Below are 25,255 nucleotides of genomic sequence, written 5' to 3'. Positions count from 1 at the left end.
GGTCCTGGGGGACGTCAGTTGGGTGTGACGGAAGCGGACCTCAGCTCGCGGTCGCGCTGTTCGATCTTGTCCCGGATGAGTTCCAGCTGGACGCGGGAGTTGCGGTTGATCATGTCGGTCATGCCCTGGTCGTCGACGGGAGCCTCCGGCTTCATCGCGAAGTCCTGCGTCCAGTGCATGGTCGTGCCGGTCTTGTTCCCCGAGTACGACCAGTGGATGTTCATGTGGTCGAAAGGACCGGTCTCCACGCGGCGGGCCCGGACGGTCAGCCCCTCGCGGTCGGTGGTCCGCTCCGAGACCCAGCTCCAGACCGTGCCGTTCTTGTCCGGGTGCATCGTCAGCCGGAAGGTCGTCTTGTTGCCTTCGCGGGAGAGCACGTCGACCGACGCGTACTCGCTGAACAGCTGCGGCCAGTTCTCCAGGTCGTTGGTCATCTCCCAGACGAGGTCGAGGGGAGCGGCGATGGTGATGGCGTTCTCCGTGTGGCCGGGCATGTCAGGCTCCTGTTGTCGAAACGGTGTTGATGAGGTCGAGGAAGGCGTTCGGTGTCTTGCAGTGCTCGGCGTCTTCCGGCAGGGGCCGGCCGTAGCGGTTCTCCAGCTCGCCCACGACACCGAGGAGGCCGAGCGAGTCGAGGCCGAAGTCGGCGAACGGCGTGTCCGGGAGGGACGCCATCTGCTTCGGGTCGACGGTGAGGCCGGCCGCCGACTTCATCAGGGCCGCCAGTTCTTCGAGGGTCAGTCGTTCGGACATGAGCAGTTCTCCTTCTCACGAGGGGGTCTGGTCGCCCTGACGCAGCACGAGCGCCGCGTTCGAGCCCATCAGGCCCCGGCTCAGTACGAGCGCCGTGCGCAACGCGGCGGGACGTGCCCTGCCGGTCACCACATCGAGGTCGTGGCAGACGTCGACGACGTTCGGGGTGGGCGGCACGACGCCGTGCTCCAGGGCGAGCACCGCCGCCGCCGTGTCCAGGACGGGGGCGCCGCAGTACGCACGCCCGATGCCGGTCTTGGGCGCGGTGACCGGAACCCGCGAGGCATGCCCGCCCAGGGCGTCCGCCAGCGCCAGCGCCTCGGCGCGGTCGGCCGCCGGCACGCCCAGCGCGTCGGCGAACACCACGTCGATCTCCTCCGGGGCGCACCGCGCGTCCTCCAACGCCCCCCGGATCGCTCGCGCGAGACCGGCCCGGGACTCCACCCACCGGGAGGGCCCGGTGAACGTCGCCGCGTGACCGGCCACCACCGCACGGACCTGCGCACCCCGGGCGAGCGCCGTCTGCTCCTCCTCGACCACCAGCATGGCCCCGCCCTCGGCGGGCACGAAGCCGCAGGCGCCCTGGGTGAACGGGCGGTACGCCCGCGTCGGTTCATCCACGTAACTGAGGTCCTCGTACCCCAGCTGGCAGACGATCGAGTACGGCGCGAGCGGCGCCTCGGCGGCACCCACGACCATGGCGTCGGTGCCGCGCCTGACCGTGCGGGCGGCCTGCGCGAGCGCGTCCAGGCCCCCCGCCTCGTCGCTCGCCACCACCCCGCACGGGCCCTTGAAGCCGCCGCGGATGGAGATCTGGCCGGTGCTCGCCGCGTAGAACCACGCGATGGACTGGTACGGGCCGACGTAACGGGATCCCTGCCCCCACAGCCGCTGGAGCTCCCGCTGACCGAACTCGCCGCCGCCGGAGCCGGCCGCGGTCATCACTCCCACCGCGAACGGTGAGCGGTCCCCGTCCGTCGCACCCAGCCGTGCGTCGTCCAGCGCGAGATTGGCCGCCGCCATCGCGAAATGCGTGAACCGGTCGGTCTGGACGAGGAATCGCTCCTCGATCAGCGCCGTCGGATCAAAGTCCCGTACCTCGCCTGCCACCTTCAGCGGCAGTTGCTCGCAGCCCTCGCGGGTGACCCGTTCCAGGACGCTGACGCCTTCCCTGGTCGCCTTCCAGAAGGCATCGGCGCTCACCCCGTTGGGGGCCACCACACCCATGCCGGTGATGACACAACGACGTTCTTGCCCAGAGCTCATCTTTCCCTCCCACCCGGTTGGCTCAGGACCACGGCGGACTGGAAGCCGCCGAACCCGCTGCCGACCGAGAGCACGGACCGCAGCTTCACCGCACGGGCGGTCCGCGGCACGTAATCCAGGTCGCACTCCGGGTCAGGGGTCTCGTAGTTGGCGGTCGGCGGTACGACCTGATGGGTCAGGGCCAGGACGGACGCCACGATCTCGATCGCGCCGATCGCGCCGAGCGAGTGGCCCACCATCGACTTGATGGAACTCATCGGCACCTTGTAGGCGCGTGCGCCCAGCGACCGCTTGACCGCCGCGGTCTCGTGCCGGTCGTTCTGCTTGGTGCCCGAACCGTGCGCGTTGACGTAGTCGATGTGCGAACTGTCCAGCCGGGCATGGCCGAGCGCGTGATTGATCGCCTCGGCCATCTCCAGGCCCTCCTGGGTGAGTCCCGTCATGTGGTAGGCGTTGCCGAAGGTGGCGTAGCCGCGTATCTCGCAGTGCACGGTGGCGCCGCGGGCACGGGCGTGCTCCAGCTCCTCCAGCACGAGGACGGCGCCGCCCTCGCCCATGACGAATCCGTCGCGGTGCGCGTCGAACGGCCGGGAGGCGTGCGCGGGGTCGTCGTTGTTCGGCGACGTCGCCTTGATCGCGTCGAAGCACGCCACCGTGATCGGGGAGATCGGCGAGTCCGAAGCGCCGGCTATGCACACGTCGGACCGGCCCTCCTCGATGGAGTGGAACGCGTACCCGATCGCGTCGAGCCCGGAGGTGCAGCCCGTCGAAACGGTCTGCACCGGCCCCCGCGCCCCGATCTCCTCCGCCACGGCCGACGCCAGCGAACTGGGGGAGAAGGCCCGCTGCAAGTGGCGGCCGGCCGGCCGGTGGTCCACATCCCACCGCGCCCCGGAACCGCTGACGGCGACGTAGTCGTTCTCCAGACGCGTGGTGCCGCCGACCGCGGTGCCGAGCGACACCCCGACCCGCCACGGATCCTCCGCGGCCGGGTCCAGGCCCGCGTCCCGCAGCGCCTCGCCGGTCGCCACCAGCGCGAACTGGATGTACCTGTCCGAGCGCGCGACCTGTTCCCCGCTCAGCCCGTGGGCCGCCGGGTCGAAGTCGCACTCCGCGGCGATCCGCGAGCGGAACCCCGTCGGATCGAAGAGGGTGATGCCCCTGGTCGCCGTCCGCCCCGCGGTCAGCAGGTCCCAGAACGCGGGCACCCCCACACCGCCGGGAGCGACGATGCCGATCCCGGTCACCGCGATACGGCGGGTCATGAAACCGGCTCCGCACGTTCGGGTGGGGCGGCCTGCGAGACGGCATCCGCCCCCTCGGTGTCCACGTGCCCCAGCTCGGGGCGCGGCGCCAGCGGGCCGAGATGGAAGACCATCCGGGCCTCGACGTCCCCGACATTGCGGAAGCGGTGCCGCATCCGGATGGGGATCAGCAGCCCCTGGTCGGGCCGGAGCGGGTGCGGCTCACCGTCGAGGTCCACCTCCAGCGCGCCGTTGACGACGTAGACGAACTCCTCCGAGTACGGGTGGTAGTGCTCGCCGATCTGCTCGCCCGGCTGCACCAGGGCCATGCCCATGAAGCCGCTCGTGGCGCCCACCGCGCTCGGTGTCAGCATCGCGCGCAGGTCACCTCCGCGGCGCCGGTTGGGCTGCGTCTCGCTGAGGTCCACGATGCGTGGGCGGTGCGTGGTCATGACTGATTCCTCCTGGTACGTGGTGCCGACGGTGGGGGGAAGCCGCGGCGGCCGGCGGGCGGTGCTCAGAGCCGGCCGCCGCGGCGGGCCGCTCAGGACTGCGGTGCCCGGCGGTCGGTGATGAGGTCCATGTCGGACCGTGCGAGGAAGTGCGCCAGTTCACGGTCGTTCGACAGACCGCCCGCCTCGTCGGTGTCCAGCAGCCGCCGCAGCACGTCCGCCTTGCGGTTGCCGTGCACACCGAGCACCAGCGCGGGATCGCTCTCCAGGGGAACCCGCAGGTCGATGAGGCGGACGACGATGTCGTCGCGCTGGAAGACGGTGCTGCCGCTGATCGGACTCGCCGGATCGTCGGCCGCCAGCTCGTCCTGCTGCGCCAGCAGCCGGGCCAGCGCCATCCCGCAGCCTTCCTTGGCCGGGTAGAACAGCGCGTGCCGCCGGACGTCCGCCGACTCCTGCCTGCCCGCCGCCACATGGTGCACGGCAGGCAGCGCGGCCCGGGTGAAGAACACCCGCGCGGAATTGGGGTCGTTGAGGTCCCGGTCCTGCTCCAGGTACGGGTTGATCGCCTCCTCGACCTCCCTGATCTCGGGCTGCTGGGCGACGTGCCGCAGCGCCGCGACCAGGTCGCCCTGCACCTCGACCGCCCGCACGACGCGGTTCTTGTGCATGAAGAGCGAGGTACGGACCAGCCGGGTGGTGTCGTCGACCCGCGCCTCGGGCGAGGTGTACCCGGCGAGGATCTCCGCGACCTGCTCCTCGCTGCCCGGCTTCACGGTGAAGGTCAGCGCGTGCCGTACCACGCCGTCGCCGACGCGCGGGGACGCCTGGAGGCGGCCCTTGAGCGGCTCGGATGCGAGCGCCGCGGTGTTCGAGGTCTCCCGCAGCACGCTGAAGCGCAGCGAGCGGGTGTCCCGTACGCAACTGTGCAGCGGCTGCACCATCTTGACGTGCTCTTCGCTGTTGACCCAGGCCAGGAACGGCGGCGCGCTCTCCCACTCGCTGGTGATGAGCCACTGCGACGGGTTCTCGATCGACTGGCACAACTGGTCGGTGAGGTGTCCGGGCACCGAAGCCACCTGGTTGCGCAGGTGCTCGTACGCTTCGAGGAAGCGCTGCTGGGCGCCGTCGTGGAGGTCCAGCAACAGGACAACCCGAAGGCGTGAGCCGTCGAAGGCGGACTGCGATACTCGTTCCGACAGCGTTGTCATCGTCTACGCAACTCCCTCGGGGCGGGAACAGATTCGGTGGCGGGCCGTCAGACCCTTGTGCGCCGCGGGCACCAGACCCGCGACTGCCGACGGCCCCCGCTCCGCGTGTGGCCGTCCTGTTGATCGTCGCCGTCCGCCACAGGCCGCGCGAGATCTGTGAGCCAAGCGGGTGAAGCATGATCGAATAGCCCGCCATCAGGGGAAACTCCAGCTCCGTACGCGCCGCCGCTGGAGCTGGAGCAGGCAATGAAGACAACGGTCGAAAACAGGGTTCCGGTAGTCATCGTCGGCGGATCCCTGGTGGGTCTGTCGGCATCACTTTTCCTGGGACGCCTGGGAGTCGGGCACGTCCTGGTCGAGAAGCATTCCGACACCTCACGGCACCCACGCGGCCGGGGCAACAACGTCCGCACGATGGAGCTGTACCGCGCCGCCGGAGTCGAACGGCGCATCCGCGAGGCCGCCTCGGTCCTGGCCGGCAACCACGGAATCCTGCAAGCCGCTTCGCTCACCGGCGACGACCAGGAGTGGCTGTTCCGCGAGATGGATCCGGGCGGCGGTCTGGCCCGCTTCAGCCCGGCCGGCTGGTGCCTGTGCAGCCAGAACGACCTGGAGCCCGTCCTGCTGCGGGCCGCCCGCGAACTCGGCGGCGACCTGCGCTTCTCCACCGAGCTGCTCTCCTTCGACCAGGCTCCCGACGGAGTGAGCGTCCTGGTGAAGAACCGGGAGACCGGCGAACACACCACGCTGCACGCGGACTACCTCATCGCCGCCGACGGCCCGCGGAGTCCCGTCAGGGAACGCCTCGGCATCGGCCAGACCGGTCCCGGCGACCTGTTCCACAACGTCAGCATCACCTTCCGGGCACCGGGCCTCGCCGAGGTGGTCGGCGACCGCCTCTTCATCGCCTGCTACCTGACCAACCCCGAAGCCGACGGCGCGCTGCTGCCCGTCGACAACCGCGAGCACTGGGTCTTCCACGCACCCTGGCACCCCGAGCGCGGCGAGACCCTGGAGGACTTCACCGACCAGCGGTGCGTACGCCACATCCGCGAGGCGACCGGCGTGCCGGGCCTGGCCGTGGAGATCACCGGCAAGGCGCCCTGGCACGCGGCGGAGCGGGTCGCCGAACGCTACGTGGACGGCCGGGTCTTCCTCGCCGGCGACTCCGCCCACGAGATGTCGCCCACCGGCGCCTTCGGCTCCAACACCGGCATCCAGGACGCCCACAACCTCGCCTGGAAGCTCGCCGCCGTCCTGGACGGCTCGGCCGGCCCCGGCCTGCTCCAGAGCTACGAAACGGAACGGCAGCCCGTCGCCCGGGAGACCAGCGCCCGCGCCTCGGCCCGCTCGGCGGAACACAGCCACCCGGGATACGACGCGGCCCCCGGCACCGGCGGCGGCCGGCAAAAGGGCGTACTCACCGTCGCCCTCGGCTACGCCTACCCCCGCGGCGCGGTCGTCGACCCGGACCCCGACCTGCCGGTCGTCCCCGCCCGGATGCAGCTGACCGGGGCACCGGGCACCAGAGCCCCGCACATGTGGCTGCGCTCCGCCACGTCCCGCTGCTCCACCCTCGACCTCTACGAACGGTCCTTCGTCCTGCTCACCGGATCGGGCGGCGCACCCTGGCGCGCCGCGGCGGACCGGGTCGCCGCGGTATGCCCGGGACGGCTGGACACCTACGCCGTGGGGACCGGCCCCGACGACGACCTGGCCCCCGAGGAAGGCGCCGACTGGGCGGAGGTCCACGGCACCACACCCGACGGCGCGGTCCTGGTGCGCCCGGACGGATTCGTGGCCTGGCGCTCCCGGGGGCACGTGGACGACCCGGAGGAGGTACTCCGCGACGTCCTGCGACGGGTCCTCTGCCACGACTGAACCACCCCGCCCCGGTGGCCCCGCACCACCCGGACCGACCACTACGCAGCGCCCGCCGCGCCTCCCCACCGGAGCCGGGGCGGGCGCTGCGGCGTTCCGGCATTCCGACGGCGAATGCGCCCTGCGAGGTCAACTTCCTTGTGCCGGAGGTGAATTAGTCGATCCTGAATATCCAACTTCCGTCATTGGTGATTGTGTTGAGGCTGATCGCCTTTGCCGTATGAGTAAGTGGCAGCACCGGAACGGTATTTGTTGTGGAAGCGTCCGGTCATTTCCGTGGGAGGGGCCGGTAATGATGGGCGTGGTGGGCGGCGGGCTCCGGCCGGAAAGGGCGGCGGGTGGTGCGATGCGCGGGTGGGGGAGAGGGGGGTCGGCCGAGGTGCGTCGCCCAGGGTGGTGGGCCGGGCCGGGTGGCTGCGGGGGTGGCCGGTGCGGTCCCGGTGGGCGGCTACCCCATCGAGATGACGTGGCTGAGCCGCAGCGCGCCGTCCAATGGGTGATTAATGGGGGCCGTACCACTCGTTGAGCCCACGGTGTACCCCGAATGCGGATCTCTCCGGTGGTGCGGAGTCGCATTTCGGATGACGGTGATCACGTCGCACTGCGATCCGATGAGCCGACGACCTGTCAGCGCTCGCAGCATCGACGCGAAAGGAAACAAGTCTCCATGCGCACTTCCCGCACCCTGTTTGCTTCCGCCGCCATTTCGGCGGTCCTCGCCATCACCACCCCCGCCGCCTACGCGCTGTCCGTCGCCGGTGACGACGGAGGATCCTCCAGCCACAGCAGCGAGCGTCACGACAACGGTGGCCGGGACAACGGCGGCCACGACAATGGCGGTCACGACAACGGTGGCCACGACAACGGTGGGCGTGACAACGGCGGCCACGACAACGGTGGCCACGACAACGGTGGGCGTGACAACGGCGGCCACGACAACGGTGGGCGTGACAACGGTGGTCGCCACGGCGACCACGATGAGCACGGCCGCCACGGCGACAACGGCCACGACAAGGGCCGCCACGGTGACAACGGCCACGACAACGGCGACCGGCCGCACGGTGGTGTGCACACCGGTGGTGGCGCCCTGGCCATGCTGATGGGCGACAACGGTGACCGTGACAACGGGCACGACAACGGTGGCCACGACAATGGCGGCCGGGACAACGGTCACGACAACGGCGGCCACGACAACGGTGGGCGTGACAACGGCGGCCACGACAACGGTGGGCGTGACAACGGCGGCCACGACAACGGTGGGCGTGACAACGGTGGCCGCCACGGTGACCACGACGAGCGCGGCGGTCACGGCGACCACGACAAGGGTGGCCACGGTGACAAGGGCCGTCACGGCGACCACGGCGACAACGACCGCGGCGGTCGCCCGCATGGTGGTGTGCACACCGGTGGTGGCGCCCTGGCCATGCTGATGGGCGACAACGGTGACCGTGACAACGGGCACGACAACGGTGACCGTGACAACGGGCACGACAACGGTGGCCACGACAACGGTGGCCACGACAACGGTGGGCGTGACAACGGCGGCCGGGACAACGGTGGGCGTGACAACGGTGGCCACGACAACGGTGGCCGCGGCGACCACGACAAGGGTGGCCACGGCGACCACGACAAGGGTGGCCACGGCGACAAGGGCCGTCACGGCGACCACGGCGACAACGACCGCGGTGGCCGCCCGCACGGTGGCATGAACACCGGTGGCGGCGCCCTCGCCGGCGTCGTCGCGGGCGACTGGGGTCAGGGCAACGACTCCGGAGACCGTGGCGGCGACCGCGGTGGCGACCACGACAAGTCCTGGAAGGGCGAGGAGAAGTCCTGGGGCGGCAAGGGCGACCACGACAAGGGTGGCCACGACGAGGGTGGCCGCGGCGAGGGTGGCCGCGGCGAGGGTGGCCGCGGCGACCACGGTGACAACGACCGTGGTGGCCGCCCGCACGGTGGCATGCACACCGGCGGTGGCGCCATGGCACTCTCCGGCGGCGGCCTGGCGGCCGGCTCGGTCCTGCTGATCGGTGGCCTCGGCGCCGGCGCGTACATGCTGCGCCGTCGCAACGCGTCGGGTACCGCTGCGGCCTGACTCCCTCCAGCGTAGATCGCTGTGCTGTCGCGGCCACCGTCCTCCCAGGCGGTGGCCGCGGCGATTGCGTTTCCCCCGTACCCGGGGGTGCGAGGAACACCCCGGGCGGACGGTCCCGTACGACGCGCACCCGGGTGGGTCACCGCCCACCCCGCCGGGCCCGCTGCCGCGTGCAGCCGCCCGCGCACCCGGCAGCCGGGCCCGACCAGCTGACACCTTGTGGAAGAAAGGCACCGCACCATGGCTCCCATGGCTCCCCAGCACCAGCAGCCCACGTCGAAACCGCGTCAGACCGGCACCGCACCCCGCCCCTTCGCCCGCGCCCTGATGTGGCCGGCGGTGGCGGCGGGGATGGGAGCCCTGCTGGTCTTCAACTCCTTCGACACCTCCGCGGACGCCAAGCCTCCGACGCCCCCGGCGGCCGTCGCCCCCGTCGTCCCGAACCTGTTCGCCCCCACCACCGGACCCACCACCGAACCCAAGAAGGATCTGGAGCTGCCCCGTTCGGCCCCGAAGCGGCTCTCGATCCCGGAGATCGGCGTCGACGCACCGTTCACCCCGCTGAGCCTCGGCGCGAAGGGACAGCTCAACGCGCCGCCGCCCAACGACAGCAACCTCGCCGGCTGGTTCAAGGGCGGTGCCACCCCCGGCGAGCGGGGCGCCTCGATCGTCGCGGGCCACGTCGACACCAAGACAGGGCCCGCCGTCTTCCTCCGGCTCGACCAGCTCAAGGCGGGCAGCACCGCCGACATCACCCGGGACGACGGCTCCGTCGCGACCTTCACGGTCGACTCCGTCGAGACCTTCAGCAAGGCGAACTTCCCCGACGAGCGGGTCTACGCCGACACCCCCACCCCGCAACTGCGGCTGATCACCTGCGGCGGCGTCTACGACAGGGCGGCCAAGGACTACGTCGACAACGTGGTGGTCTTCGCCCACCTGACCTCGACGAAGAAGGCTTCCTGAGCGCACCCGGCTCAGACGTCAGGCAGGCCGATCGAACAGGTGGTTCCGGGTGGGATGGTGACCGTGCGGCTGCCGAGCCGCACGGTCACCGCCGTGTTGTCGGGGTCAGGGACGGCGACCGTCAACCTGCCCGCGTGGAAGCGCAGTTCGACGTCACCGTGCACCCGGAAACGGAGGCGCACCCGGAACGTCGACAGCTCGGGCAGCGGCGCGGGATCGAGCCACAGGGCGTGGTCGCCGGCCTCCAGACCGGTCATGCCGCGCTGCACGAAGTCGAGGGTGCCGGCCATCGCCCCGAGATGGATGCCCTCGGCCGTGGTGCCGCCCTGGACGTCCGCCACGTCGCCGATCAGCGCCTCCTCGCAGTACGTCCACGCCTCGGCGCGCCGTACCCGCGCCAGCACCCAGGCGTGGACCAGTGCGCTGAGCGTCGAGCCGTGGCTGGTGCGGTGCAGGTAGTGGTCGACGGTGGTGCGCCAGATCTCGTCGTCGAAGGCGTACCCCAACTGGCGGAAGACGCCGGAGAGTTCGTCCGGCGGGAAGAGGTAGCCGAGCATCAGCACGTCGGCCTGCTTGGACGCCTGGTAGCCGTTGACCGAGTCGCCCTCCGCCTCCAGAATCCGGTCGAGCCGCCGGATGTCGCCGTAGCGCTTCCGGTAGCCGGACCAGTCGAGTTCGGCGAGATCCGCGTAGCCGTCGAACTGGCTGATGATGCCCCGGTGGTAAGGCACATGGAGCCGGTGGGCGACGTGGTCCCAGCGCTCCCGCTCGTCCGGCGTCAGCTGGAGCTGCTCGAACAGCAGGCCGCGCCGCGCCTCGGGCAGTTCCCGGCACAGCTCCAGGGCCCGCATCAGCACCCACGCCGCCGTCACGTTCGTGTAGGCGTTGTCGTCCACCCCCGGCTCCGCTGCGCCCGGATACCCGTCGTGATACTCGTCAGGACCGACCACCCCGCGGATGCGGTACCGGCCGCGGGCGGGATCCCACTGCGCCCGCGTCGCCCAGAAGCGGGCGATCTGCAACAGCATCTCGGCGCCCTGGTTGTGCAGGAACTCCGTGTCGCCCGCCGCGTGGCAGTAGCGCCACACGTTGTACGCCACCGCGGAGCCGACGTGGTGCTGGAGGCGGGAATGATCGGGCAGCCAGTGCCCTGACCGGGGGTTGAGATGGAAACGCTGGGTCTGCTCGCTGCCGTCGCTGCCGCTCTGCCACGGGTACATCGCCCCCGCCCCGTCCGCGTCCCGCGCCGCCTGGCAGGCCGCGGGCAGCCGGCGGTGGCGGTAGCCGAGGAGCGCCCGCGAGACCTCGGGGAAATGCAGGTTCACGAAGGGGAGGACGAACAACTCGTCCCAGAACACGTGCCCCCGGTACGCCTCGCCGTGCAGGCCCCTGGCCGGCACCCCGACGTCGAGACCCGCGGTGTGCGGCGAGAGGGTCTGCAGCACGTGGAAGAGGTGCAGCCGCAGGATCAGGCCCGCCTTGCCCGGCACGTCGATCTGCGCCCGCTGCCACAGCTGCTCCCACGCGCGGTGATGCAGCTCCAGCAGCCGCGGGAACTCCGGGGCGCGCAGCGCGTCGTCCACCGCAGCCCGCAGCGGATTGCCGATGGCCGGGTCACGGGAGGTGTGGAGCGCGACCGTCTTGTCGGCGACCGCGGTACGGCCAGGCCGCACGGTCAGTGTCACCGTGCGGGACACCCGCTGCGGGCTGAGCGCCGTGCGCGCCGTGCCGGCCTCTTCCGGTGTCCCGGTGATCCGCGCGGCCAGCGCGATGCGGATGTCCGAGTCGACGGTGCGGCAGCGCAGCCACAAAGTGTCGTCGCGGGCGGTGCCGGTGTCCGTGTCGGTCAGGTGGCGGTTGGCCAGTTCGCGGTAGCGCGCGACGCCGGTGTTGCGGACGTCCCCGTCGATGCCCGCCTCCACCTCCACGGTGCCCGACCACCCGTCGGGCGTGAACTCCGTGCGCAGCGCGGCCAGATGCGGGTCGCCCATGTGCACCAGACGGCACTGCTCGACGCGCAGCCTGCGGCCTTCCGCGTCCTGGAACACGGACCGGCGGGTCAGGGTGCCGTGCCGCAGGTCCAGGCTCTGGCGGTGCTCCGTCAGCTGAGGATGGTCGGGGGAGAGCCAGGGCCCTGGAGCCGCGCCTTCCGGGCGCATCCGGTAGCGCAGCGGCAGCCAGTTGGGCAGATTGACCATGTCCTCGTTCTCGACCTGGCGGCCGGCGACGTTCGAGACCAGCCGGTTGTAGCAGCCGGCGGCGTAGGTGCCGGGGGAGTGCGCCGGTCCCGGCGCCGACTCGGATGCCGCGCCGCGCGTCATGAAGTAGCCGTTGCCCAGCGCGCACAGCGACTCACGCAGCCGTTCCGCCGCCGGATCGTAGCCCTCGTACGACCAGGTCCAGCCTCCCGGCATCAGCTGCCCCCGGTGGCCAGCAGTTCACCGGGATCGCTCACGACGACGTCGGCGCCGCTGCGGCGCAGGCCCGCTGCGGCGATGCGGTCGGCGGTCCGGTCCACGCCCACCACCAGGCCGAAGCCGCCGCGCCTGCCCGCCTCGACGCCGGCCAGTGCGTCCTCCACCACCGCGGTGTCCTCGGGCGGCGGTCCGAGTCGCCGGGCCGCCTCCAGGAAGAGCGCCGGATCCGGCTTGCCGGGAAGGTGCAGCCGCCGCGCCTCCTTGCCGTCCACCACCGCCCGGAACAGGCCGAGCACATCGGCGGTGGACAGCAGCTCGGTCGCATGCCGGGAAGCCGAGACAGCGGCACACGGCACGCCGTGGCTCCGCAGGACGTGCAGCAGGCGCACCGTGCCGGGCAGGGCGTCGATGCCGTGCGTGCGCAGCGCCGAGGTGAACAGCTCCTCCTTGCGGGCGGCGATCGCCCACACGGTGTCCGGGCCCGGGGCGTCCGACGGGTCACCGAGCGGCAGCCGGATTCCGCGGGAGGCCAGGAACGCCGCCGCGCCGTCCTCCCGGGTGCGGCCGTCGACATGCCGCAGGTAGTCGTCCACCGGGTCGAAGGGCCGCTGCCCGCCGGCGGCGGCCAGTGCGGCGTCGAACGCGACCTGCCAGGCGGCTGCGTGTACCCGGGCGGAGTCGGTGATGACCCCGTCGGTGTCGAAGACCACGGCCCGCACGGATTGCAGACACGCGGCCAGGGGCGGCGTGGCGGCCATGGCCGGATCCCTTCATCAGGGGCTGCCTCCATGGCATCACGACTCGCGGCAACCGGCGCGTCGCCGGGGAGACGGAGCGGGGCCGGGCGGCGCGGCACGGGCGGGCCGCCGGGCGGGGCCTGCCGCTCCGGACGGGCCCCTCCGGAGCATTCCGGCAAAACTGTGCATATCGTCGAAGCAGGCGCCGGGACGCAACCGTCGGCCCGCCCCGGTGGCCGCGGCCGGTCCGTCGGCCGTCCCGGACGGAGGATGAGGAGCCCATGATCAAAAGCCTGCTCGAAGCGATGCCGGCCGAGACGCATGAGCGGCTGGCCGAAACGGCGCACGAGGTGACCCTGCCACGGGGCACCCGGATCTTCGAAGAGGGCCGCAGGGCGGACCGCTTCTGGGTCATCCGCAGCGGCCAGGTCGCCCTCGACCTGCATGTTCCGGGGCGTCGCGCGGTGGTCGTCGAGCGGCTCGGACAGGGCGAACTGGTCGGCTGGTCCTGGCTGTTCCCGCCGGGCATCTGGCACCTGGGCGGGGAAGCCGTCCTCCCGGTGCAGGCGGAGGAGTTCGACGCCGCGCACGTCCGCGCACTCTGCGACGCCGACCCCGTGCTCGGGCGCGCCGTCTACCGCTACGTCGCCGAGACCGTCGCCGACCGGCTGCACCGCACCCGGGCCCGCCTGCTGGACCTCTACGGGCCGCAGGGCAGCGGTACCGAGGACGCGTGAATGCGATGGCGCCGGGCACGGCGCGCCGCCCGCTCAGGCCGCCCGCTGCCCCCACCCCGGGTCGGCCGCCGCCCACTCCCGGTCCCACCGCGCGTAACGCCTGCGCATCAGCAGCAGATGACCGGCCCGTCCGGCACCGATGAGCGCCAGGCAGCCCGCCGCCCCGGCCACCGTGCCGACGGCGATGCTCCCGGCACCGGCCTGCGAGGGCGTGACGGGATCGGCCAGCAGCGCGCCACGGCCGTCCAGCCAGGCGGTGGTACGGTCACCGGCCTGCGCACCGGGCGCCACCGCCGTCCGCCCCTCCCTGACCGTGCCGTCCGACGCCGTCCACCGCACCGTCGCGTGCACCTGCCCGCCGACGGAGATCGCCGCATCCACCCCGATACGGGCCGGCGGGCTCTCCGTCAGCACCGCCGCGACGCTGCGCTGCTCCCGGATCTCCTGCCGCGCGCCGTCGGCCACCGCGTTCGCCGCCGCCAGACCGGCGGCCGGAGCCACCGCAACCGCCAGTACCGCCGTGACCCACACCAGCCAGAATTCCGCCACATCCGTCCCCCGGCGGAGCGGGCCGCGGCGCGGCGGGCCGAGGAAACTCACGAAGGGCATCACGCGCCCCCTTTCCCTCTGCCACGACCCTTGCACGCCACGGCGTCCTGGCGGAGAGGCCGAACGGCCCCACGGCGCGCGGGCGCCGACGGGGCGCATGCCGGGCCCGGGGCCCGTTCGGCCCTGGCACGCCCGTGGGAGCGCGGGCGACGATGAGGGCGGACGAGCCGTACCACCGCGTGGAGGGCACCATGGGCGACGCAGGCGCATTCTCACCGCAGAGGCCGATCCGGGTGTTCCTGCTCGACGATCACGAAGTGGTCAGGCGCGGTGTCCAGGACCTCCTCGACGCGGAGCCCGACATCGAGGTGGTCGGCGACGCCGGCACCGCCGATCACGCGCTGGCCCGCGGCCCCGCCCTGCGCCCTGACATCGCCGTGCTCGACGTACGGCTGCCGGACGGCGACGGGATCAGCGTCTGCCGGGAACTGCGCTCGCGGATGCCCCGGCTCGCCTGCCTGATGCTCACCTCCTTCGACGACGACGAGGCGCTGCTGGACGCGATCATGGCGGGCGCGGCCGGCTACGTACTCAAGGAGATCAAGGGATCGGACCTGGTCGCGGCGGTGCGCACGGTGGCGTCCGGCCGTTCCATGCTCGACCCGGCGACCACGTCACGGCTGATGAACAGCCTGCGCGGCGAGGAAGCCGATGCCGATCCGGAGGCGGACGTGCTGTCCACGCTGTCGCCGCGCGAGCGGGAGATCCTCGACCTGATCGGCGAGGGGCTGACCAACCGTGAGATCGGCAAGCGGCTCTACCTGTCCGAGAAGACCGTCAAGAACCACATTTCCCGGCTGCTGGCGAAGCTCGGGGTGGAGCGGCGGATCCAGGCCGCCGTCCTCGCCACCCAGGTGGCCCCGTCCGCAACGGCCGACGGCGGCCCGCACCGGATGTGACGGAGCCGGGCCATTCTCACCGGCGGTGGCGCACTCTCACAGCGGTGAGAGCGGCACCTGCCACTCCAGTTGGGTGCCGCCCTGCTTCCTGGCCACGGCGGTCAGGGAGCCGCCGGCGCTCTCGGCGCGCTTGGCGAGGTTGGCCAGTCCGCTGGTCCTGACGTGCTGCGGGATGCCCACCCCGTTGTCCCTGACGCGCAGCCGCAGCGTGCCGGCGCGGACGGTCAGCGAGATGTCCACCGACGTGGCGTGCGCATGCCGTGCGACATTGCTCAGCGCCTCGCCGAGCACCGCCACCACGTGATCGGCGAGGCCCGCCGGCACATCGGTGTCGATCAGGCCCGCCATGTGGAGGGACGGCGTGAAACCCAGTGTGCGCGCCGCCTGTTCCACGGCGGTGACGGTACGCACCCGCAGCCCGTGCCCGGAGCGGCCCGTCGGGCGCGCGCGGAGGCCGAAGATCGTCGACCGGATGATTTTGATCGTCTCGTCGAGATCGTCCACGGCCCGCAGCAGCCGCTCGCTCGCCTCCGGATGGTCCACGAACCGCACCGCGCTCTGCAGCGTCATTCCGGTGGCGAAGAGGCGCTGGATGGCCAGATCGTGCAGGTCACGGGCGATCCGGTCGCGGTCCTTGAGCAGCGCGAGCTGCTCGGCCGACCTGCGCTGCTCGGCCAGCTCCCGCGCGAGCGCCGCCTGCCCCGCGAACGTCAGCAGCGGCGCGGTCTCCGGCTCGGTGAACGGATCGCGCCCCTGGACCCGCGCCAGCATCAGCACCCCGCGCGCCCGCTCCCCGGTGATCATCGGCACCGCGACGGCAGGACCAAGACCCGCCCAGCGCGCGGGGCCCGCGGTGATCCGGCGATCGTGCTCCACGTCGACGCTGATCAGCGGCCGGCCCGCGTCGAGGGCCGCGCCGACGAACGAACCCTCGCGCGGCAGGTCAAGGCCGCGGTGCGACGCCGCGCAGACCCCGGACGCCAGCACCACGTGCAGCGCATCCCGCCCGGCGGGCAGCGCCAGTACGCCGAGATCGGCGCCGAGGATGCGCTGCGCATGATCGACGATCAGCTTCAGGACGTCCATGTCGTCCGCGCCCGGAAGCCGGCTGCCTGGCAGCAGGCTCGCGACGATCTCGCCGTTGGCCTCCAGCCACTGCTGGCGGTAGCGGGACTCCTCGTACAGGCGGGCGTTCTCGATGGCCACGCCGGCGGCCACCGCCAGCGTCGCGAGCACCGTCTCGTCCTCCGCGTCGAACGCCCCGCCGCCCCGCTTCTCGGTGAGGTAGAGGTTGCCGAACACCTCGTCGCGCACCCGGATCGGCACTCCCAGGAAGGAGTGCATCGGCGGGTGGTGCGGCGGGAAGCCGTACGACGCGGGGTGCTCGGACAGCTCGGCGAGCCGCAGCGGCTCGGGGTGTCTGATCAGTTCGCCCAGGATGCCGTGCCCGGCCGGCAGGTGACCGATGGCACGTTCCTGCTCGTCCGTGACGCCGACCGGCAGGAACTGGGCGAGCCTGGTGTCGTCGCCCACCACGCCCAGCGCCCCGTACTCGGCGTCGACCACGACGACCGCGGCTTCGACGATGCGCCGCAGCAGTTGCGGAAGTTCCAGCGCGCCGCCCACCGAAAGCACCGCTTCGAGCAGCAGGTGGGAGGACTGGCCGCCCTGGCGTACGGCGTCCAGGCGTTCCTTGAGGTCCTCCGGCAGCGCGTCCAGCCGCCGCCGGGTGTCACCGCCGCGATCCGTTCCTTCGTCGCCCACCACGCCTCCGCCGTGACCCACGCACTGCGGGCGGGGCCCTGTCTCCACGGTAGCCGTCAGGGGCGTGGGGGCATCTTGGGCGGCCGGCGCCGGGGACAGGGGGGCGGGGCCGTCGGGAGGGCGGTGGTGGGCGGCGAGCCCGCCCGGTGAGCCGGGCGGGGGACGCCGGTGCCCCGCTCCGGGTCACCGTGCCGATGTGTCCCGGTGGCTCGTGCACAGGGCCCAGATCACGAAGCCGTTCACCGCGATCAGCGTGAGGGCCCAGAGCGGGTAGTAGGGAACCCACAGGAAGTTGGCGATCATGACGATGCCGGCGAGGACGACCCCGACGGCCCGCGCCCACATAGCCCCGGTGAGCAGGGCCAAGCCGGCCACCGCGATCACGATGCCGAGGATGAGGTGGATCCAGCCCCAGCTGGTCAGGTTGAACTGGAACGTGTAGTTGCTCGTCGCGATGAACACGTTGTCCTTGGCGAGGGCCGAGATGCCCTCCAGGATCGCCATGATGCCGCCGAAGATCATCAGGGCGGAGGCGAAGGCGGTCCAGCCGGTTACCGCGATTCGTGTGGACTGGTGGGCGGTGGTACCCGCGTGGCCGGTCCCCGCATGCGTAGCCATATTTCGCTCCCTGTCTTGCTCCTTGGCGCTCGGACTCGTCGTCGACCGGCAGGATCCCGGACCGGCGACCGTCCTCAGCCTGGCACCGCCGCCGACGGCCGGTGAGGGGCGGTTCGGCCCCCGGTGCCGGGCCACATGGGGCCGATTCGGGGGCCGGATGATGTATCGAACGGCCCTTCCGGAGAGCGGGGGAGAGGGGAATGCGAGGGGGAAGGGGGGAGGGCGGCCGACGGGTCAGGCAGGGCCGGCGGGGCCGGTGCGCAGGCGTGAGCTACGGCTGGCCCGGCCGTTCGGGATCTCCGCCTGGGGGGCTGCTCGTGCCGCCCGGGGCCGCCGCCCGGGGCCGCCGCCCGGGGCCGCCGCCCGGGGCCGCCGCCCGGGGCTGCCGTTCGGGACCGCCAATCGGGACCGCCGACCGGGCCGGGCGGCGGCTCGGCCAGGCCCTTCGGCCCATGGCCGGCCTCAGGCCAAGGCGTCCGTCCAGCCGTACGCCGTCCGCCGCGGGCGGTCGGGGGGCGGGGCTCCGGCACCCACCAGATCCCGGTCGGCGACCTGGATGAGCTGCCCCGCCAGGTCCCGCAACGCCCGCCCGGCCGCCAGCTCGTCGCCGATCACCGGGATGTCGACGTCCTCGGGGCTGCACCGGGCGGTGCCGTGCCCGGTGAGCGGGGCGCTTCCGGTGTCCAGCACCGCACGCGCCCTGGTCGTGCCGCCTTCCTCGAAGAGGTACACCCGGACCTTCCACTCCGCCGTCGTCGTCATCACTTGCCTCCGCCCTGTCCGTCGGCCGCCCCGTCCCCTCACTCTCGGACAGCGGCGGCGCCGACGGGCAGGGGCCAAAGGTCCCGGTCTGGAGCGGCGCCAGGGGTCAGCTGTCGAAGTCGACGGTGAGCTCGTCGGAGACCGGGAACGTCTGGCAGGTCAGGACGTAGCCGGCGTCCACCTCGGCGGTTTCGAGGGCGTAATTGCGGCGCATGTCGGCCTTGCCGTCGGTGACCTGGGCACGGCAGGTGCCGCAGACCCCGCCCTTGCAGGCGAAGGGCATGTCCGGGCGTATGCGGGAGGCGCCGTCGAGGAGGGTGGCCTCGCGGGGGAGCGCGGAGGTGGTGGACCGGCCGTCGAGGGTGATGGTGACCTGGCTGACCGGGCCTTCGGCCACCGCGTCCTCGTGGCGAACGGTGTGGATCGGCTCGTCGTCGGCGAAGAAGAGTTCCTGATGGACCCGCTCGTCGGGGACGCCGAGACCGGCCAGGACCTGCTGGGCGTCGCGCACCATGCCGTGCGGGCCGCACAGCCACCAGTGGTCGGCGGACGGCACGTCGACGAGGCCGTCGACGAGTGCGGCCAGCCGTTCGGCATCCAGCCGGCCGGACAGCAGGTCGGCCTCGCGGGGTTCGCGGGAGAGGACGTGGCCGAGCTGGAAGCGGGAGTGGTGGAGGTCCTTGAGGTCGGCCAGCTCGTCGGCGAACATCACCGTGTCCGTGCGGCGGTTGCCGTAGAACAGGGTGACCTGGGAGCGGGAGTCGGCGGCCAGCACCGACTCGGCGATGGAGACCATCGGGGTGATGCCCGAGCCCGCGGCGATCAGGACGTGGTGCCCAGGACGGGACAGATCCGGGGTGAAGATCCCCGTCGGGGCCATCACCTCGACGGCGTCCCCGGGCCGTACCTCGCGCACCAGCCAGGACGAGAACAGCCCGCCGGGCACGACACGGACCCCGATCCGCAGGCGGGTGCCCACCGGGGAGCAGATGGAGTACGACCGGCGCTCGTCGCGACCCTCGATCTCGCGGCGCAGGGTGAGCGACTGGCCGGGCCGGAACGCGAACTCGTCGGCCAGCTCATCGGGCACGTCGAAGCTGATCGCCGCGGCGTCCTCGCACAGCGGCTGGACCGCGGCGACCCGCAGGGTGTGGAACGCCGGGCGGCGACGGGCCCGCGCGGGCACGGGGGCCTGACTGGCCGCCGCGGCGGGTGCGTCGGCCGGGGCAGGGGCCTGCGTGGCGGGGGCCGTGCCGCTGACGCCGGGCGCCGGCTGCTCGGCGAGGTCGGGCGAGGTCGGGGCCATCAGATCTCCTTGACGTACTCGAAAGGCTCCAGGCAACTGCGGCAGCGCCACAGGGCCTTGCAGGAGGTGGCGGCGAACCGCGAGGTCTCCTGGGTGTCCGAGGATCCGCAGCGCGGGCAGGGCACGGCGCGCCGTACGGCGGACAGCTCCAGGGGCACAGGGCCTGAGGTGTGCCGCGGAGCGGCTCCGGGCGGCGCGATGCCGTGCTCGGCGAGCTTGCGGCGGCCGGCGGGGGTGATCCAGTCGCTGCTCCACGGCGGATCCAGGACCGTACGGATCTCCACCCGCGCGAACCCTGCGCCGCGCAGCCGGGAGGCGACGTCGGCGCGCATCTCGGCCATCGCGGGGCAGCCCGAGTAGGTCGGCGTCAGGCAGGCGGTGACGGTGCCGTCCGCGGCCACCTCGACGTCGCGCAGGACGCCGAGGTCGGCCAGCGTGAGCATCGGCAGCTCCGGGTCGGGCACCTGCTCGGCGAGGTGCCGGGCCCGGCGCGCGTCGGTGAGCGGCGCGACGCTGGGCATCGTCACCACGCTCCTTCGGGGTGGGCGCGGGCCACGCTCTGGAGTTCGGCGAGCAGTGGCGCCAGGTGCGCGGTGTGGTCGCCCGCCCGGCCGCTTCCGGGAAGCGATTCGACGGCGGGCAGGGCGAGGCCCGCGGCGTCGAGCACCTGCCGCAGGACACCGGTCACCTCGCCTCGCAGGTCCGCCGGGTCGGTCCCCAACACCGGGTGGGAAGCGAAGAGTTCCCCCACATACGGGAAGACCGCGTCGAGCGCCGCGCGCATCCTGCGGTGCGACTCCTCGGTGCCGTCGCCCAGCCGCACCGCCCAGTCGGCGGCGTACTGGCGGTGGTACGTCAGCTCCTTGACGCCCTTGGCCGCGATGGCGGCGACCACCGGATCCGCCGTGGAGCGGGCGAGGCGGGTGAGGAGCGCCAGCCGCCAGCAGGACAGGACGAGCAGCCGGACGGTGGAGAAGGCGAAGTCGCCGTTGGGCAGCTCCGCGAGCCGGACGTTGCGGAAGGCGGTCGCGTCCCGGAAGTAGGCGAAGGCGTCCTCGCTCCGGCCGGAGCCGTCGACCTGGCCCGCCCGTGCGTACAACAGCCGTGCCTGGCCGAGCAGATCGAGGCCGATGTTGGCGAGCGCGACCTCTTCCTCCAGCTCGGGGGCGCGGGTGCACCACTCGGCCAGCCGCTGCGCGCCGACCAGGGCATCGTCCCCAAGTGCGGTGCAGGCGGCGGCCAGTTCGGCGGCGTCGGTCCCGGCGGGAACGGAGGTGTCGACGCCGTGCAGCGGATCCTCGAAGCCGGTGCCGAACGCCCAGCGGGCGTCGCTGTCGTCGTGTCCCTCGGCCAGGGACAGGTAGACGTGGTCGTCGGTGACGTCAGTCATGTCCTGCTCCTCCTGTTCCTAGATGTGGGGGACGTCTTCGGGTATGTCGTAGAAGGTCGGGTGCCGGTAGACCTTGTCGGCGCTGGGCGCGAAGAAGGGATCCTTCTCGTCGCGGGTGGAGGCCGCTATGTGCACGGACGGCACCACCCAGATGCTGACGCCTTCATTGCGCCGGGTGTAGAGGTCGCGGGCGTGCGTGAGCGCCATCCGGTCGTCGGCGGCGTGCAGCGAGCCGACGTGGACGTGGTTCAGGCCGCGCTTGCCGCGGACGAACACCTCGTACAGCGGCCAGCCGGCCTTGGAGTCGTCGGTGTTGCTCATGCCGCCGTTCCTTCCTGGGTCTGCGGGGCGTCCGGGGTGCGGGCCGCCGTCTTGGCCGCGTGGGCGGTGGCCGCCTCGCGTACCCAGGCGCCTTCCTCGTGTGCGGTCCGGCGCCGCGTGATGCGTTCGGCGTTGCACGGCCCGTCTCCCTTGATCACACGCTGGAGTTCGGACCAGTCGGGGGTGCCGAAGTCGTGCCGTCCGCGCTCGGCGTTCCAGCGCAGTTCGGGGTCGGGCAGGGTCACGCCGAGCTTGGCGGCCTGCGGGACGGTCATGTCGACGAAGCGCTGACGCAGCTCGTCGTTGGTGTGCCGCTTGATCTTCCAGGCCATCGACGCGGCGGAGTTGGGGGAGTCGCCGTCGGGCGGGCCGAACATCATCAGCGAAGGCCACCACCAGCGGTCCACCGCGTCCTGGACCATCGCGCGCTGGGATTCGGTGCCGCGCATCATCGTCAGCAGCAGTTCGTAACCCTGCCGCTGGTGGAACGACTCCTCCTTGCAGATCCGCACCATGGAGCGGGCATAGGGGCCGTACGAACTGCGGCACAGCGGGACCTGGTTGCAGATCGCGGCGCCGTCCACGAACCAGCCGATCACGCCGACGTCGGCGAAGGTCGGCGTCGGGTAGTTGAAGATCGACGAGTACTTCTGGCGGCCCTCGATCAGCCGCTCGGTCAGATCCGCGCGGTCGGCGCCCAGCGTCTCGGCCGCGGAGTACAGGTACAGGCCGTGGCCCGCCTCGTCCTGGACCTTCGCGAAGAGGATGGCCTTGCGGCGCAGCGAGGGCGCACGGGTGATCCACTCGCCCTCGGGCTGCATGCCGATGATCTCGGAGTGCGCGTGCTGCGCGATCTGCCGGATCAGCGTCTTGCGGTAGCCGTCCGGCATCCAGTCCCGCGGTTCGATCCGCTGGTCCTTGGCGATCGAGGCGTCGAATTGCTCTTGGAGCTGCTGCTCGGCGCCGTCGGTGGCCGACGAGGCGGAGTGTGTCGTGGTCATCGATACCAGCTTCCCTACCGACCATTCGTTCGGTTCATATTCTGACGAGTTTCCAGTGATCGGGCAAGTCCCTTTCGGGGATTGCCGGCAGAACGCCGTGGCTTGCCCGGACGCACCCGGCAAAGAGGCAGGCCGGCGCCGCGTCACGCGTTCCCGCTGCCCGCCCGGCGGGCGGCGGAGACGGCCGCCGCGCTCACTCCCACGCGTAGAAGCCCTGGCCCGACTTCCGTCCCAGCTCACCGCGGGCGACCTTGTCCCGCAGCAGCTGCGGCGGCGCGAAGCGCTCACCGAGCGTGGCGTGCAGATACTCCGCGATGGCCAGCCGGACGTCGAGGCCGACCAGGTCCGTCAGGCGCAGCGGCCCCATCGGGTGCTTGTACCCCAGGCTCATGGCGTCGTCGATGGCCTCCGCCGATGCCACGCCGTCCTCGACCATCCGGATCGCCTCCAGGCCGAGCGCCAGGCCGAGGCGGCTGCTGGCGAAGCCGGGGGAGTCCTTGACGACGACGTCCTTCTTGCCGAGCGCCCGCGTCCAGCCCAGCGCGGCCTCCACGGCCCCGGCGTCGGTGCCCGGCGCGATGACGATCTCGACGAGGGCGGAGGCCGGTACGGGGTTGAAGAAGTGCATGCCCAGGAAGCGGCCGGGGCGGCTCAGGGCGGCGGCCAGTTCGGTGACCGACAGGGAGCTGGTGTTGGTGGCCAGCACCGTCGAATCGCCCACCGCCTTCTCGGCCGCGGCGAGCACACCCGCCTTGAGCGCGGCGTCCTCCGGCACGGCCTCGACGACGAGGTCGGCGCCGGCCGGCAGCCCGCCGACCGAGTCCGTGGTGGTGACGCGGTTCAGGATCTCCTCGACGGGCCCGGTGAGTTTGCCGCGTTCGGCGGCCCGGCGCAGCCCGCCGGCCACCCGTTCCAGAGCCGCCGCCGCGGCCTCGCCGCCGCTCTCCACGACGGTCACGGACGATCCGGCCGCCGCGAACGACTGCGCGATGCCGGCGCCCATACGGCCACCCCCGATCACGCCGACGACGGCGGGCGCGGAGGGGGATGCGGTGGTGGTCATGCTCGGTTCCTCTTCTCCAGGAAGGCGGTCATCCGGTCCTTCTTGTCCTGGCCTTCGAACAGCACGGCCCGGTCCAGGTCTTCGGCCGCCGGGTGGGCACCGGTGAGTCGGTCACCCTCGGTCATATCCGCTCCACCAGCATGGCCGCGCCCTGGCCCACGCCGACGCACAAGGTGGCCAGGCCGCGGCGCGCGTCCTCGCGCTCCAGCCGCCCGAGCAGCGTGAGCAGGATCCGGGCGCCGGAACAGCCCAGCGGGTGGCCGAGTGCGATGGCGCCGCCGTCGGCGTTGACGATCGCGTCGTCGAGCCGGAGGCGGCCGATCACCGCCAGGGCCTGCGCGGCGAACGCCTCGTTCAGCTCGACCGCGTCCAGCTCGCCGGTTTGCCAGCCGGCGCGGGCCAGCGCCTTCTCGGTGGCGGGCACCGGGCCAAGACCCATGAGATGGGGCTGCACCCCCGCCGACGCGGAGGTGACGATCCGGGCCCGCGGGGTGAGGCCGTGCCGCTCCACCGCCGCCGCGCTCGCCACGACCAGGGCGGCGGCGCCGTCGGACAGCGGCGAAGCGGAACCTGCCGTGACGATGCCGTCCTTGCGGAAGATCGTGCGCAGTCCGCCGAGCTTCTCCAGCGTCGTCGCGGGCCGCGGGCCCTCGTCGCGGTCCACCACGCCGCCCTTCACCGGGACCGGCACGATCTCGCGGTCGAAACGGCCCGCCTCCTGGGCGGCGACGGCGCGACGGTGGCTGCGCAGCGCGAAGGCGTCGGACGCGGCGCGGCCGATGCCGTCGAGCGCGGCGACCTCCTCGGCCGTCTCGCCCATCGACAGCGTCACCTTCACCGTCTCGGGGCCGCTGCCTGCGGGGACCGCCCGGTCGGCGGCGGCGAAGCGGGGATTGGTGAAGCGCCAGCCCAGCGAGGTGTCCTGCACCTCGCCCGGCTTCGCCCACGGGGTGCCCGGCTTCTCGATGACCCACGGGGCGCGGGTCATCGACTCCACGCCGCCCGCGACGACCAGTTCGGCCTCGCCGGACCGCACCGCCTGGGCCGCCGACGCCACTGCGGTCAGTCCCGACGCGCACAGCCGGTTGACGGTGTAGCCGGGCACCGTGTGCGGCAGCCCGGCCAGGAGTACGGCCATCCGGGCCACATCGCGGTTGTCCTCGCCCGCCTGGTTCGCGGCGCCGATGATCACCTCGTCCACCGCGTCGGCGGGTATCCCCGAGCGCCGGACGGCCTCGCCCACGACCAGGGCCGCCAGGTCGTCGGGGCGTACGGAGGCCAGGGTGCCCCCGAAGCGGCCCTGTGGGGTGCGGGCCCCGTCGATGAGGTAGACCTCGTCAGGCATTGCTGCCCTCCTTGTCGTGGGAGTTGCTGAAGGCTGCGGGCCGGTTGACGAGGCCGTCGCCGGTGAAGTGCCGCGCCGGGCGCGCGGCGGCCTCCAGGGGTGTCAACTCGGCGTCGGCCGGGGTGTCTTCGTGGTGCAGGCTGCCCGTGCGGGGCTGATGGATGATGCCTCGCGCAACGCCGCGAGGGAAGGACACGGTGGCGAGGACCGCTTCCGGGAGCGCGCGGCGGCGGACGGAGAAGTCCGGGCACTCGGGGGCTTTCCGGGGCATCTGTCCCACCTCTTGACAGGCAGTGGTGAAGCTTGATTACTTGACTGAGCCGCACGCTAACCGAATGTTCGGTCGGTGCACAAGGCGGTGGATGAGGCGGTGGACAACGTGTGGCGAGACACGGAAGCAACGGCAGGCCCGGTGGAG

The 25,255-nt window shown here is 72.3% G+C and carries 27 protein-coding genes; 6 read left to right on the top strand and 21 right to left on the bottom strand.

From position 1 onward, the window contains the following. Window positions 1-14: 14 nt before the first annotated feature. The 6 genes from ACGFNI_RS18565 to ACGFNI_RS18540 all read right to left on the bottom strand — a co-directional run bounded on the left by ACGFNI_RS18565 (window position 15) and on the right by ACGFNI_RS18540 (window position 4,926). Entirely contained in the window at window positions 15-494 is a 480-nt protein-coding gene (locus ACGFNI_RS18565; protein WP_393684990.1) for an SRPBCC family protein, read from the bottom strand. 1 nt (window position 495) lies between these two features. After that, a complete protein-coding gene (locus ACGFNI_RS18560) occupies window positions 496-753 on the bottom strand; it encodes an acyl carrier protein (RefSeq protein WP_393684989.1) in 258 nt (85 codons plus the stop codon). Window positions 754-768: 15 nt separating this feature from the next. Continuing rightward, complete coding sequence (locus ACGFNI_RS18555) at window positions 769-2,019, bottom strand: beta-ketoacyl synthase N-terminal-like domain-containing protein (RefSeq protein ID WP_393684988.1); 1,251 nt, start codon at window positions 2,017-2,019, stop codon at window positions 769-771. Next, complete coding sequence (locus ACGFNI_RS18550) at window positions 2,016-3,284, bottom strand: beta-ketoacyl-[acyl-carrier-protein] synthase family protein (protein ID WP_393684987.1); 1,269 nt, start codon at window positions 3,282-3,284, stop codon at window positions 2,016-2,018. The genes ACGFNI_RS18555 and ACGFNI_RS18550 overlap by 4 nt, the downstream gene beginning before the upstream one ends. Next, on the bottom strand, window positions 3,281-3,715 hold the full coding sequence (locus ACGFNI_RS18545) for a cupin domain-containing protein (protein WP_393684985.1): 435 nt from the start codon (window positions 3,713-3,715) through the stop codon (window positions 3,281-3,283). The genes ACGFNI_RS18550 and ACGFNI_RS18545 overlap by 4 nt, the downstream gene beginning before the upstream one ends. A gap of 92 nt (window positions 3,716-3,807) precedes the next feature. After that, window positions 3,808-4,926 carry a SchA/CurD-like domain-containing protein gene (locus tag ACGFNI_RS18540; RefSeq protein WP_393684984.1) on the bottom strand — a complete coding sequence of 373 codons (1,119 nt, stop codon included), beginning with the start codon at window positions 4,924-4,926 and terminating at the stop codon, window positions 3,808-3,810. Window positions 4,927-5,172: 246 nt separating this feature from the next. Here ACGFNI_RS18540 and ACGFNI_RS18535 point away from each other — a divergent pair, with 246 nt between their 5' ends. The 3 genes from ACGFNI_RS18535 to ACGFNI_RS18525 all read left to right on the top strand — a co-directional run bounded on the left by ACGFNI_RS18535 (window position 5,173) and on the right by ACGFNI_RS18525 (window position 9,868). Next, the gene (locus ACGFNI_RS18535; RefSeq protein WP_393684983.1) at window positions 5,173-6,807 is read left to right on the top strand and encodes an FAD-dependent oxidoreductase; all 1,635 of its coding nucleotides are present in this window, start codon (window positions 5,173-5,175) and stop codon (window positions 6,805-6,807) included. Window positions 6,808-7,474: 667 nt separating this feature from the next. Beyond that, on the top strand, window positions 7,475-8,902 hold the full coding sequence (locus tag ACGFNI_RS18530; protein ID WP_393684982.1) for a hypothetical protein: 1,428 nt from the start codon (window positions 7,475-7,477) through the stop codon (window positions 8,900-8,902). 240 nt (window positions 8,903-9,142) lie between these two features. Next, entirely contained in the window at window positions 9,143-9,868 is a 726-nt protein-coding gene (locus ACGFNI_RS18525; protein WP_393684981.1) for a class F sortase, read from the top strand. A gap of 11 nt (window positions 9,869-9,879) precedes the next feature. Here the strand turns inward: ACGFNI_RS18525 and ACGFNI_RS18520 are convergent, their stop codons facing one another. Next, window positions 9,880-12,282: a glycoside hydrolase family 65 protein gene (locus ACGFNI_RS18520; protein ID WP_393684979.1), complete on the bottom strand. Its 2,403-nt coding sequence runs from the start codon at window positions 12,280-12,282 to the stop codon at window positions 9,880-9,882. Then, window positions 12,282-13,043 (bottom strand): HAD family hydrolase, encoded by a 762-nt coding sequence (locus tag ACGFNI_RS18515; RefSeq protein ID WP_393684977.1) that lies wholly within the window; start codon window positions 13,041-13,043, stop codon window positions 12,282-12,284. Before ACGFNI_RS18515 ends, ACGFNI_RS18520 begins: the two co-directional genes overlap by 1 nt. Window positions 13,044-13,303: 260 nt before the next feature. Between ACGFNI_RS18515 and ACGFNI_RS18510 the strand changes: the two genes are divergently transcribed. Further along, the gene (locus ACGFNI_RS18510) at window positions 13,304-13,759 is read left to right on the top strand and encodes a Crp/Fnr family transcriptional regulator (protein ID WP_393684976.1); all 456 of its coding nucleotides are present in this window, start codon (window positions 13,304-13,306) and stop codon (window positions 13,757-13,759) included. A 33-nt stretch (window positions 13,760-13,792) separates the two neighbouring features. Here ACGFNI_RS18510 and ACGFNI_RS18505 read toward each other — a convergent pair whose 3' ends face one another. Further along, entirely contained in the window at window positions 13,793-14,368 is a 576-nt protein-coding gene (locus ACGFNI_RS18505) for a hypothetical protein (RefSeq protein WP_393684974.1), read from the bottom strand. A gap of 191 nt (window positions 14,369-14,559) precedes the next feature. Here ACGFNI_RS18505 and ACGFNI_RS18500 point away from each other — a divergent pair, with 191 nt between their 5' ends. Continuing rightward, a complete protein-coding gene (locus ACGFNI_RS18500) occupies window positions 14,560-15,267 on the top strand; it encodes a response regulator (protein WP_393685242.1) in 708 nt (235 codons plus the stop codon). Window positions 15,268-15,303: 36 nt separating this feature from the next. Here the strand turns inward: ACGFNI_RS18500 and ACGFNI_RS18495 are convergent, their stop codons facing one another. Further along, window positions 15,304-17,034 (bottom strand): GAF domain-containing sensor histidine kinase, encoded by a 1,731-nt coding sequence (locus ACGFNI_RS18495; RefSeq protein WP_393684973.1) that lies wholly within the window; start codon window positions 17,032-17,034, stop codon window positions 15,304-15,306. Between the two features lie 180 nt (window positions 17,035-17,214). Next, window positions 17,215-17,553 carry a hypothetical protein gene (locus ACGFNI_RS18490; protein WP_393685241.1) on the bottom strand — a complete coding sequence of 113 codons (339 nt, stop codon included), beginning with the start codon at window positions 17,551-17,553 and terminating at the stop codon, window positions 17,215-17,217. Between the two features lie 41 nt (window positions 17,554-17,594). Between ACGFNI_RS18490 and ACGFNI_RS18485 the strand changes: the two genes are divergently transcribed. Further along, window positions 17,595-17,645, top strand: a complete 51-nt coding sequence (locus tag ACGFNI_RS18485) for a hypothetical protein (RefSeq protein WP_393685239.1) — start codon at window positions 17,595-17,597, stop codon at window positions 17,643-17,645. Window positions 17,646-18,111: 466 nt separating this feature from the next. On the opposite strand, the gene ACGFNI_RS18480 is transcribed toward ACGFNI_RS18485, so the two are convergent. The 10 genes from ACGFNI_RS18480 to ACGFNI_RS18435 form a co-directional block, all read right to left on the bottom strand. Next, the gene (locus ACGFNI_RS18480) at window positions 18,112-18,411 is read right to left on the bottom strand and encodes a DUF1876 domain-containing protein (protein ID WP_393684971.1); all 300 of its coding nucleotides are present in this window, start codon (window positions 18,409-18,411) and stop codon (window positions 18,112-18,114) included. Window positions 18,412-18,517: 106 nt separating this feature from the next. Further along, on the bottom strand, window positions 18,518-19,717 hold the full coding sequence (gene paaE, locus ACGFNI_RS18475; RefSeq protein WP_393684969.1) for a 1,2-phenylacetyl-CoA epoxidase subunit PaaE: 1,200 nt from the start codon (window positions 19,715-19,717) through the stop codon (window positions 18,518-18,520). Continuing rightward, a complete protein-coding gene (gene paaD, locus ACGFNI_RS18470; protein WP_393684967.1) occupies window positions 19,717-20,238 on the bottom strand; it encodes a 1,2-phenylacetyl-CoA epoxidase subunit PaaD in 522 nt (173 codons plus the stop codon). Before paaD ends, paaE begins: the two co-directional genes overlap by 1 nt. A gap of 2 nt (window positions 20,239-20,240) precedes the next feature. Next, window positions 20,241-21,107, bottom strand: a complete 867-nt coding sequence (gene paaC, locus ACGFNI_RS18465) for a 1,2-phenylacetyl-CoA epoxidase subunit PaaC (RefSeq protein WP_393684966.1) — start codon at window positions 21,105-21,107, stop codon at window positions 20,241-20,243. Between the two features lie 18 nt (window positions 21,108-21,125). Next, window positions 21,126-21,428 (bottom strand): 1,2-phenylacetyl-CoA epoxidase subunit PaaB, encoded by a 303-nt coding sequence (paaB, locus tag ACGFNI_RS18460; protein ID WP_227045969.1) that lies wholly within the window; start codon window positions 21,426-21,428, stop codon window positions 21,126-21,128. Further along, entirely contained in the window at window positions 21,425-22,429 is a 1,005-nt protein-coding gene (paaA, locus tag ACGFNI_RS18455; RefSeq protein WP_393684964.1) for a 1,2-phenylacetyl-CoA epoxidase subunit PaaA, read from the bottom strand. Before paaA ends, paaB begins: the two co-directional genes overlap by 4 nt. Before the next feature lie 193 nt (window positions 22,430-22,622). Further along, window positions 22,623-23,492 carry a 3-hydroxyacyl-CoA dehydrogenase family protein gene (locus ACGFNI_RS18450; RefSeq protein WP_393684962.1) on the bottom strand — a complete coding sequence of 290 codons (870 nt, stop codon included), beginning with the start codon at window positions 23,490-23,492 and terminating at the stop codon, window positions 22,623-22,625. After that, window positions 23,489-23,617, bottom strand: a complete 129-nt coding sequence (locus ACGFNI_RS18445; protein ID WP_393684960.1) for a hypothetical protein — start codon at window positions 23,615-23,617, stop codon at window positions 23,489-23,491. The genes ACGFNI_RS18450 and ACGFNI_RS18445 overlap by 4 nt, the downstream gene beginning before the upstream one ends. Then, complete coding sequence (locus ACGFNI_RS18440) at window positions 23,614-24,837, bottom strand: thiolase family protein (protein ID WP_393684959.1); 1,224 nt, start codon at window positions 24,835-24,837, stop codon at window positions 23,614-23,616. Before ACGFNI_RS18440 ends, ACGFNI_RS18445 begins: the two co-directional genes overlap by 4 nt. Next, window positions 24,830-25,108 carry a hypothetical protein gene (locus tag ACGFNI_RS18435; RefSeq protein ID WP_393684957.1) on the bottom strand — a complete coding sequence of 93 codons (279 nt, stop codon included), beginning with the start codon at window positions 25,106-25,108 and terminating at the stop codon, window positions 24,830-24,832. Before ACGFNI_RS18435 ends, ACGFNI_RS18440 begins: the two co-directional genes overlap by 8 nt. Window positions 25,109-25,255: the final 147 nt, after the last annotated feature.

This window comes from Streptomyces sp. NPDC048644 (assembly GCF_043199105.1).
GTDB lineage: Bacteria > Actinomycetota > Actinomycetes > Streptomycetales > Streptomycetaceae > Streptomyces.
This window is presented reverse-complemented; position numbering and strand designations above follow the sequence as displayed.

What these genes read in the sequence shown, in the direction of transcription:
- ACGFNI_RS18565 (WP_393684990.1), bottom strand. Translation starts at nt 494, where the DNA reads ATGCCCGGCCACACGGAGAACGCCATCACCATCGCCGCTCCCCTCGAC.
- ACGFNI_RS18560 (WP_393684989.1), bottom strand. Translation starts at nt 753, where the DNA reads ATGTCCGAACGACTGACCCTCGAAGAACTGGCGGCCCTGATGAAGTCG.
- ACGFNI_RS18555 (WP_393684988.1), bottom strand. Translation starts at nt 2,019, where the DNA reads ATGAGCTCTGGGCAAGAACGTCGTTGTGTCATCACCGGCATGGGTGTG.
- ACGFNI_RS18550 (WP_393684987.1), bottom strand. Translation starts at nt 3,284, where the DNA reads ATGACCCGCCGTATCGCGGTGACCGGGATCGGCATCGTCGCTCCCGGC.
- ACGFNI_RS18545 (WP_393684985.1), bottom strand. Translation starts at nt 3,715, where the DNA reads ATGACCACGCACCGCCCACGCATCGTGGACCTCAGCGAGACGCAGCCC.
- ACGFNI_RS18540 (WP_393684984.1), bottom strand. Translation starts at nt 4,926, where the DNA reads ATGACAACGCTGTCGGAACGAGTATCGCAGTCCGCCTTCGACGGCTCA.
- ACGFNI_RS18535 (WP_393684983.1), top strand. Translation starts at nt 5,173, where the DNA reads ATGAAGACAACGGTCGAAAACAGGGTTCCGGTAGTCATCGTCGGCGGA.
- ACGFNI_RS18530 (WP_393684982.1), top strand. Translation starts at nt 7,475, where the DNA reads ATGCGCACTTCCCGCACCCTGTTTGCTTCCGCCGCCATTTCGGCGGTC.
- ACGFNI_RS18525 (WP_393684981.1), top strand. Translation starts at nt 9,143, where the DNA reads ATGGCTCCCATGGCTCCCCAGCACCAGCAGCCCACGTCGAAACCGCGT.
- ACGFNI_RS18520 (WP_393684979.1), bottom strand. Translation starts at nt 12,282, where the DNA reads ATGCCGGGAGGCTGGACCTGGTCGTACGAGGGCTACGATCCGGCGGCG.
- ACGFNI_RS18515 (WP_393684977.1), bottom strand. Translation starts at nt 13,043, where the DNA reads ATGGCCGCCACGCCGCCCCTGGCCGCGTGTCTGCAATCCGTGCGGGCC.
- ACGFNI_RS18510 (WP_393684976.1), top strand. Translation starts at nt 13,304, where the DNA reads ATGATCAAAAGCCTGCTCGAAGCGATGCCGGCCGAGACGCATGAGCGG.
- ACGFNI_RS18505 (WP_393684974.1), bottom strand. Translation starts at nt 14,368, where the DNA reads ATGCCCTTCGTGAGTTTCCTCGGCCCGCCGCGCCGCGGCCCGCTCCGC.
- ACGFNI_RS18500 (WP_393685242.1), top strand. Translation starts at nt 14,560, where the DNA reads ATGGGCGACGCAGGCGCATTCTCACCGCAGAGGCCGATCCGGGTGTTC.
- ACGFNI_RS18490 (WP_393685241.1), bottom strand. Translation starts at nt 17,553, where the DNA reads ATGATCTTCGGCGGCATCATGGCGATCCTGGAGGGCATCTCGGCCCTC.
- ACGFNI_RS18480 (WP_393684971.1), bottom strand. Translation starts at nt 18,411, where the DNA reads ATGACGACGACGGCGGAGTGGAAGGTCCGGGTGTACCTCTTCGAGGAA.
- paaE (WP_393684969.1), bottom strand. Translation starts at nt 19,717, where the DNA reads ATGGCCCCGACCTCGCCCGACCTCGCCGAGCAGCCGGCGCCCGGCGTC.
- paaD (WP_393684967.1), bottom strand. Translation starts at nt 20,238, where the DNA reads ATGCCCAGCGTCGCGCCGCTCACCGACGCGCGCCGGGCCCGGCACCTC.
- paaC (WP_393684966.1), bottom strand. Translation starts at nt 21,107, where the DNA reads ATGACTGACGTCACCGACGACCACGTCTACCTGTCCCTGGCCGAGGGA.
- paaB (WP_227045969.1), bottom strand. Translation starts at nt 21,428, where the DNA reads ATGAGCAACACCGACGACTCCAAGGCCGGCTGGCCGCTGTACGAGGTG.
- paaA (WP_393684964.1), bottom strand. Translation starts at nt 22,429, where the DNA reads ATGACCACGACACACTCCGCCTCGTCGGCCACCGACGGCGCCGAGCAG.
- ACGFNI_RS18450 (WP_393684962.1), bottom strand. Translation starts at nt 23,492, where the DNA reads ATGACCACCACCGCATCCCCCTCCGCGCCCGCCGTCGTCGGCGTGATC.
- ACGFNI_RS18445 (WP_393684960.1), bottom strand. Translation starts at nt 23,617, where the DNA reads ATGACCGAGGGTGACCGACTCACCGGTGCCCACCCGGCGGCCGAAGAC.
- ACGFNI_RS18440 (WP_393684959.1), bottom strand. Translation starts at nt 24,837, where the DNA reads ATGCCTGACGAGGTCTACCTCATCGACGGGGCCCGCACCCCACAGGGC.
- ACGFNI_RS18435 (WP_393684957.1), bottom strand. Translation starts at nt 25,108, where the DNA reads ATGCCCCGGAAAGCCCCCGAGTGCCCGGACTTCTCCGTCCGCCGCCGC.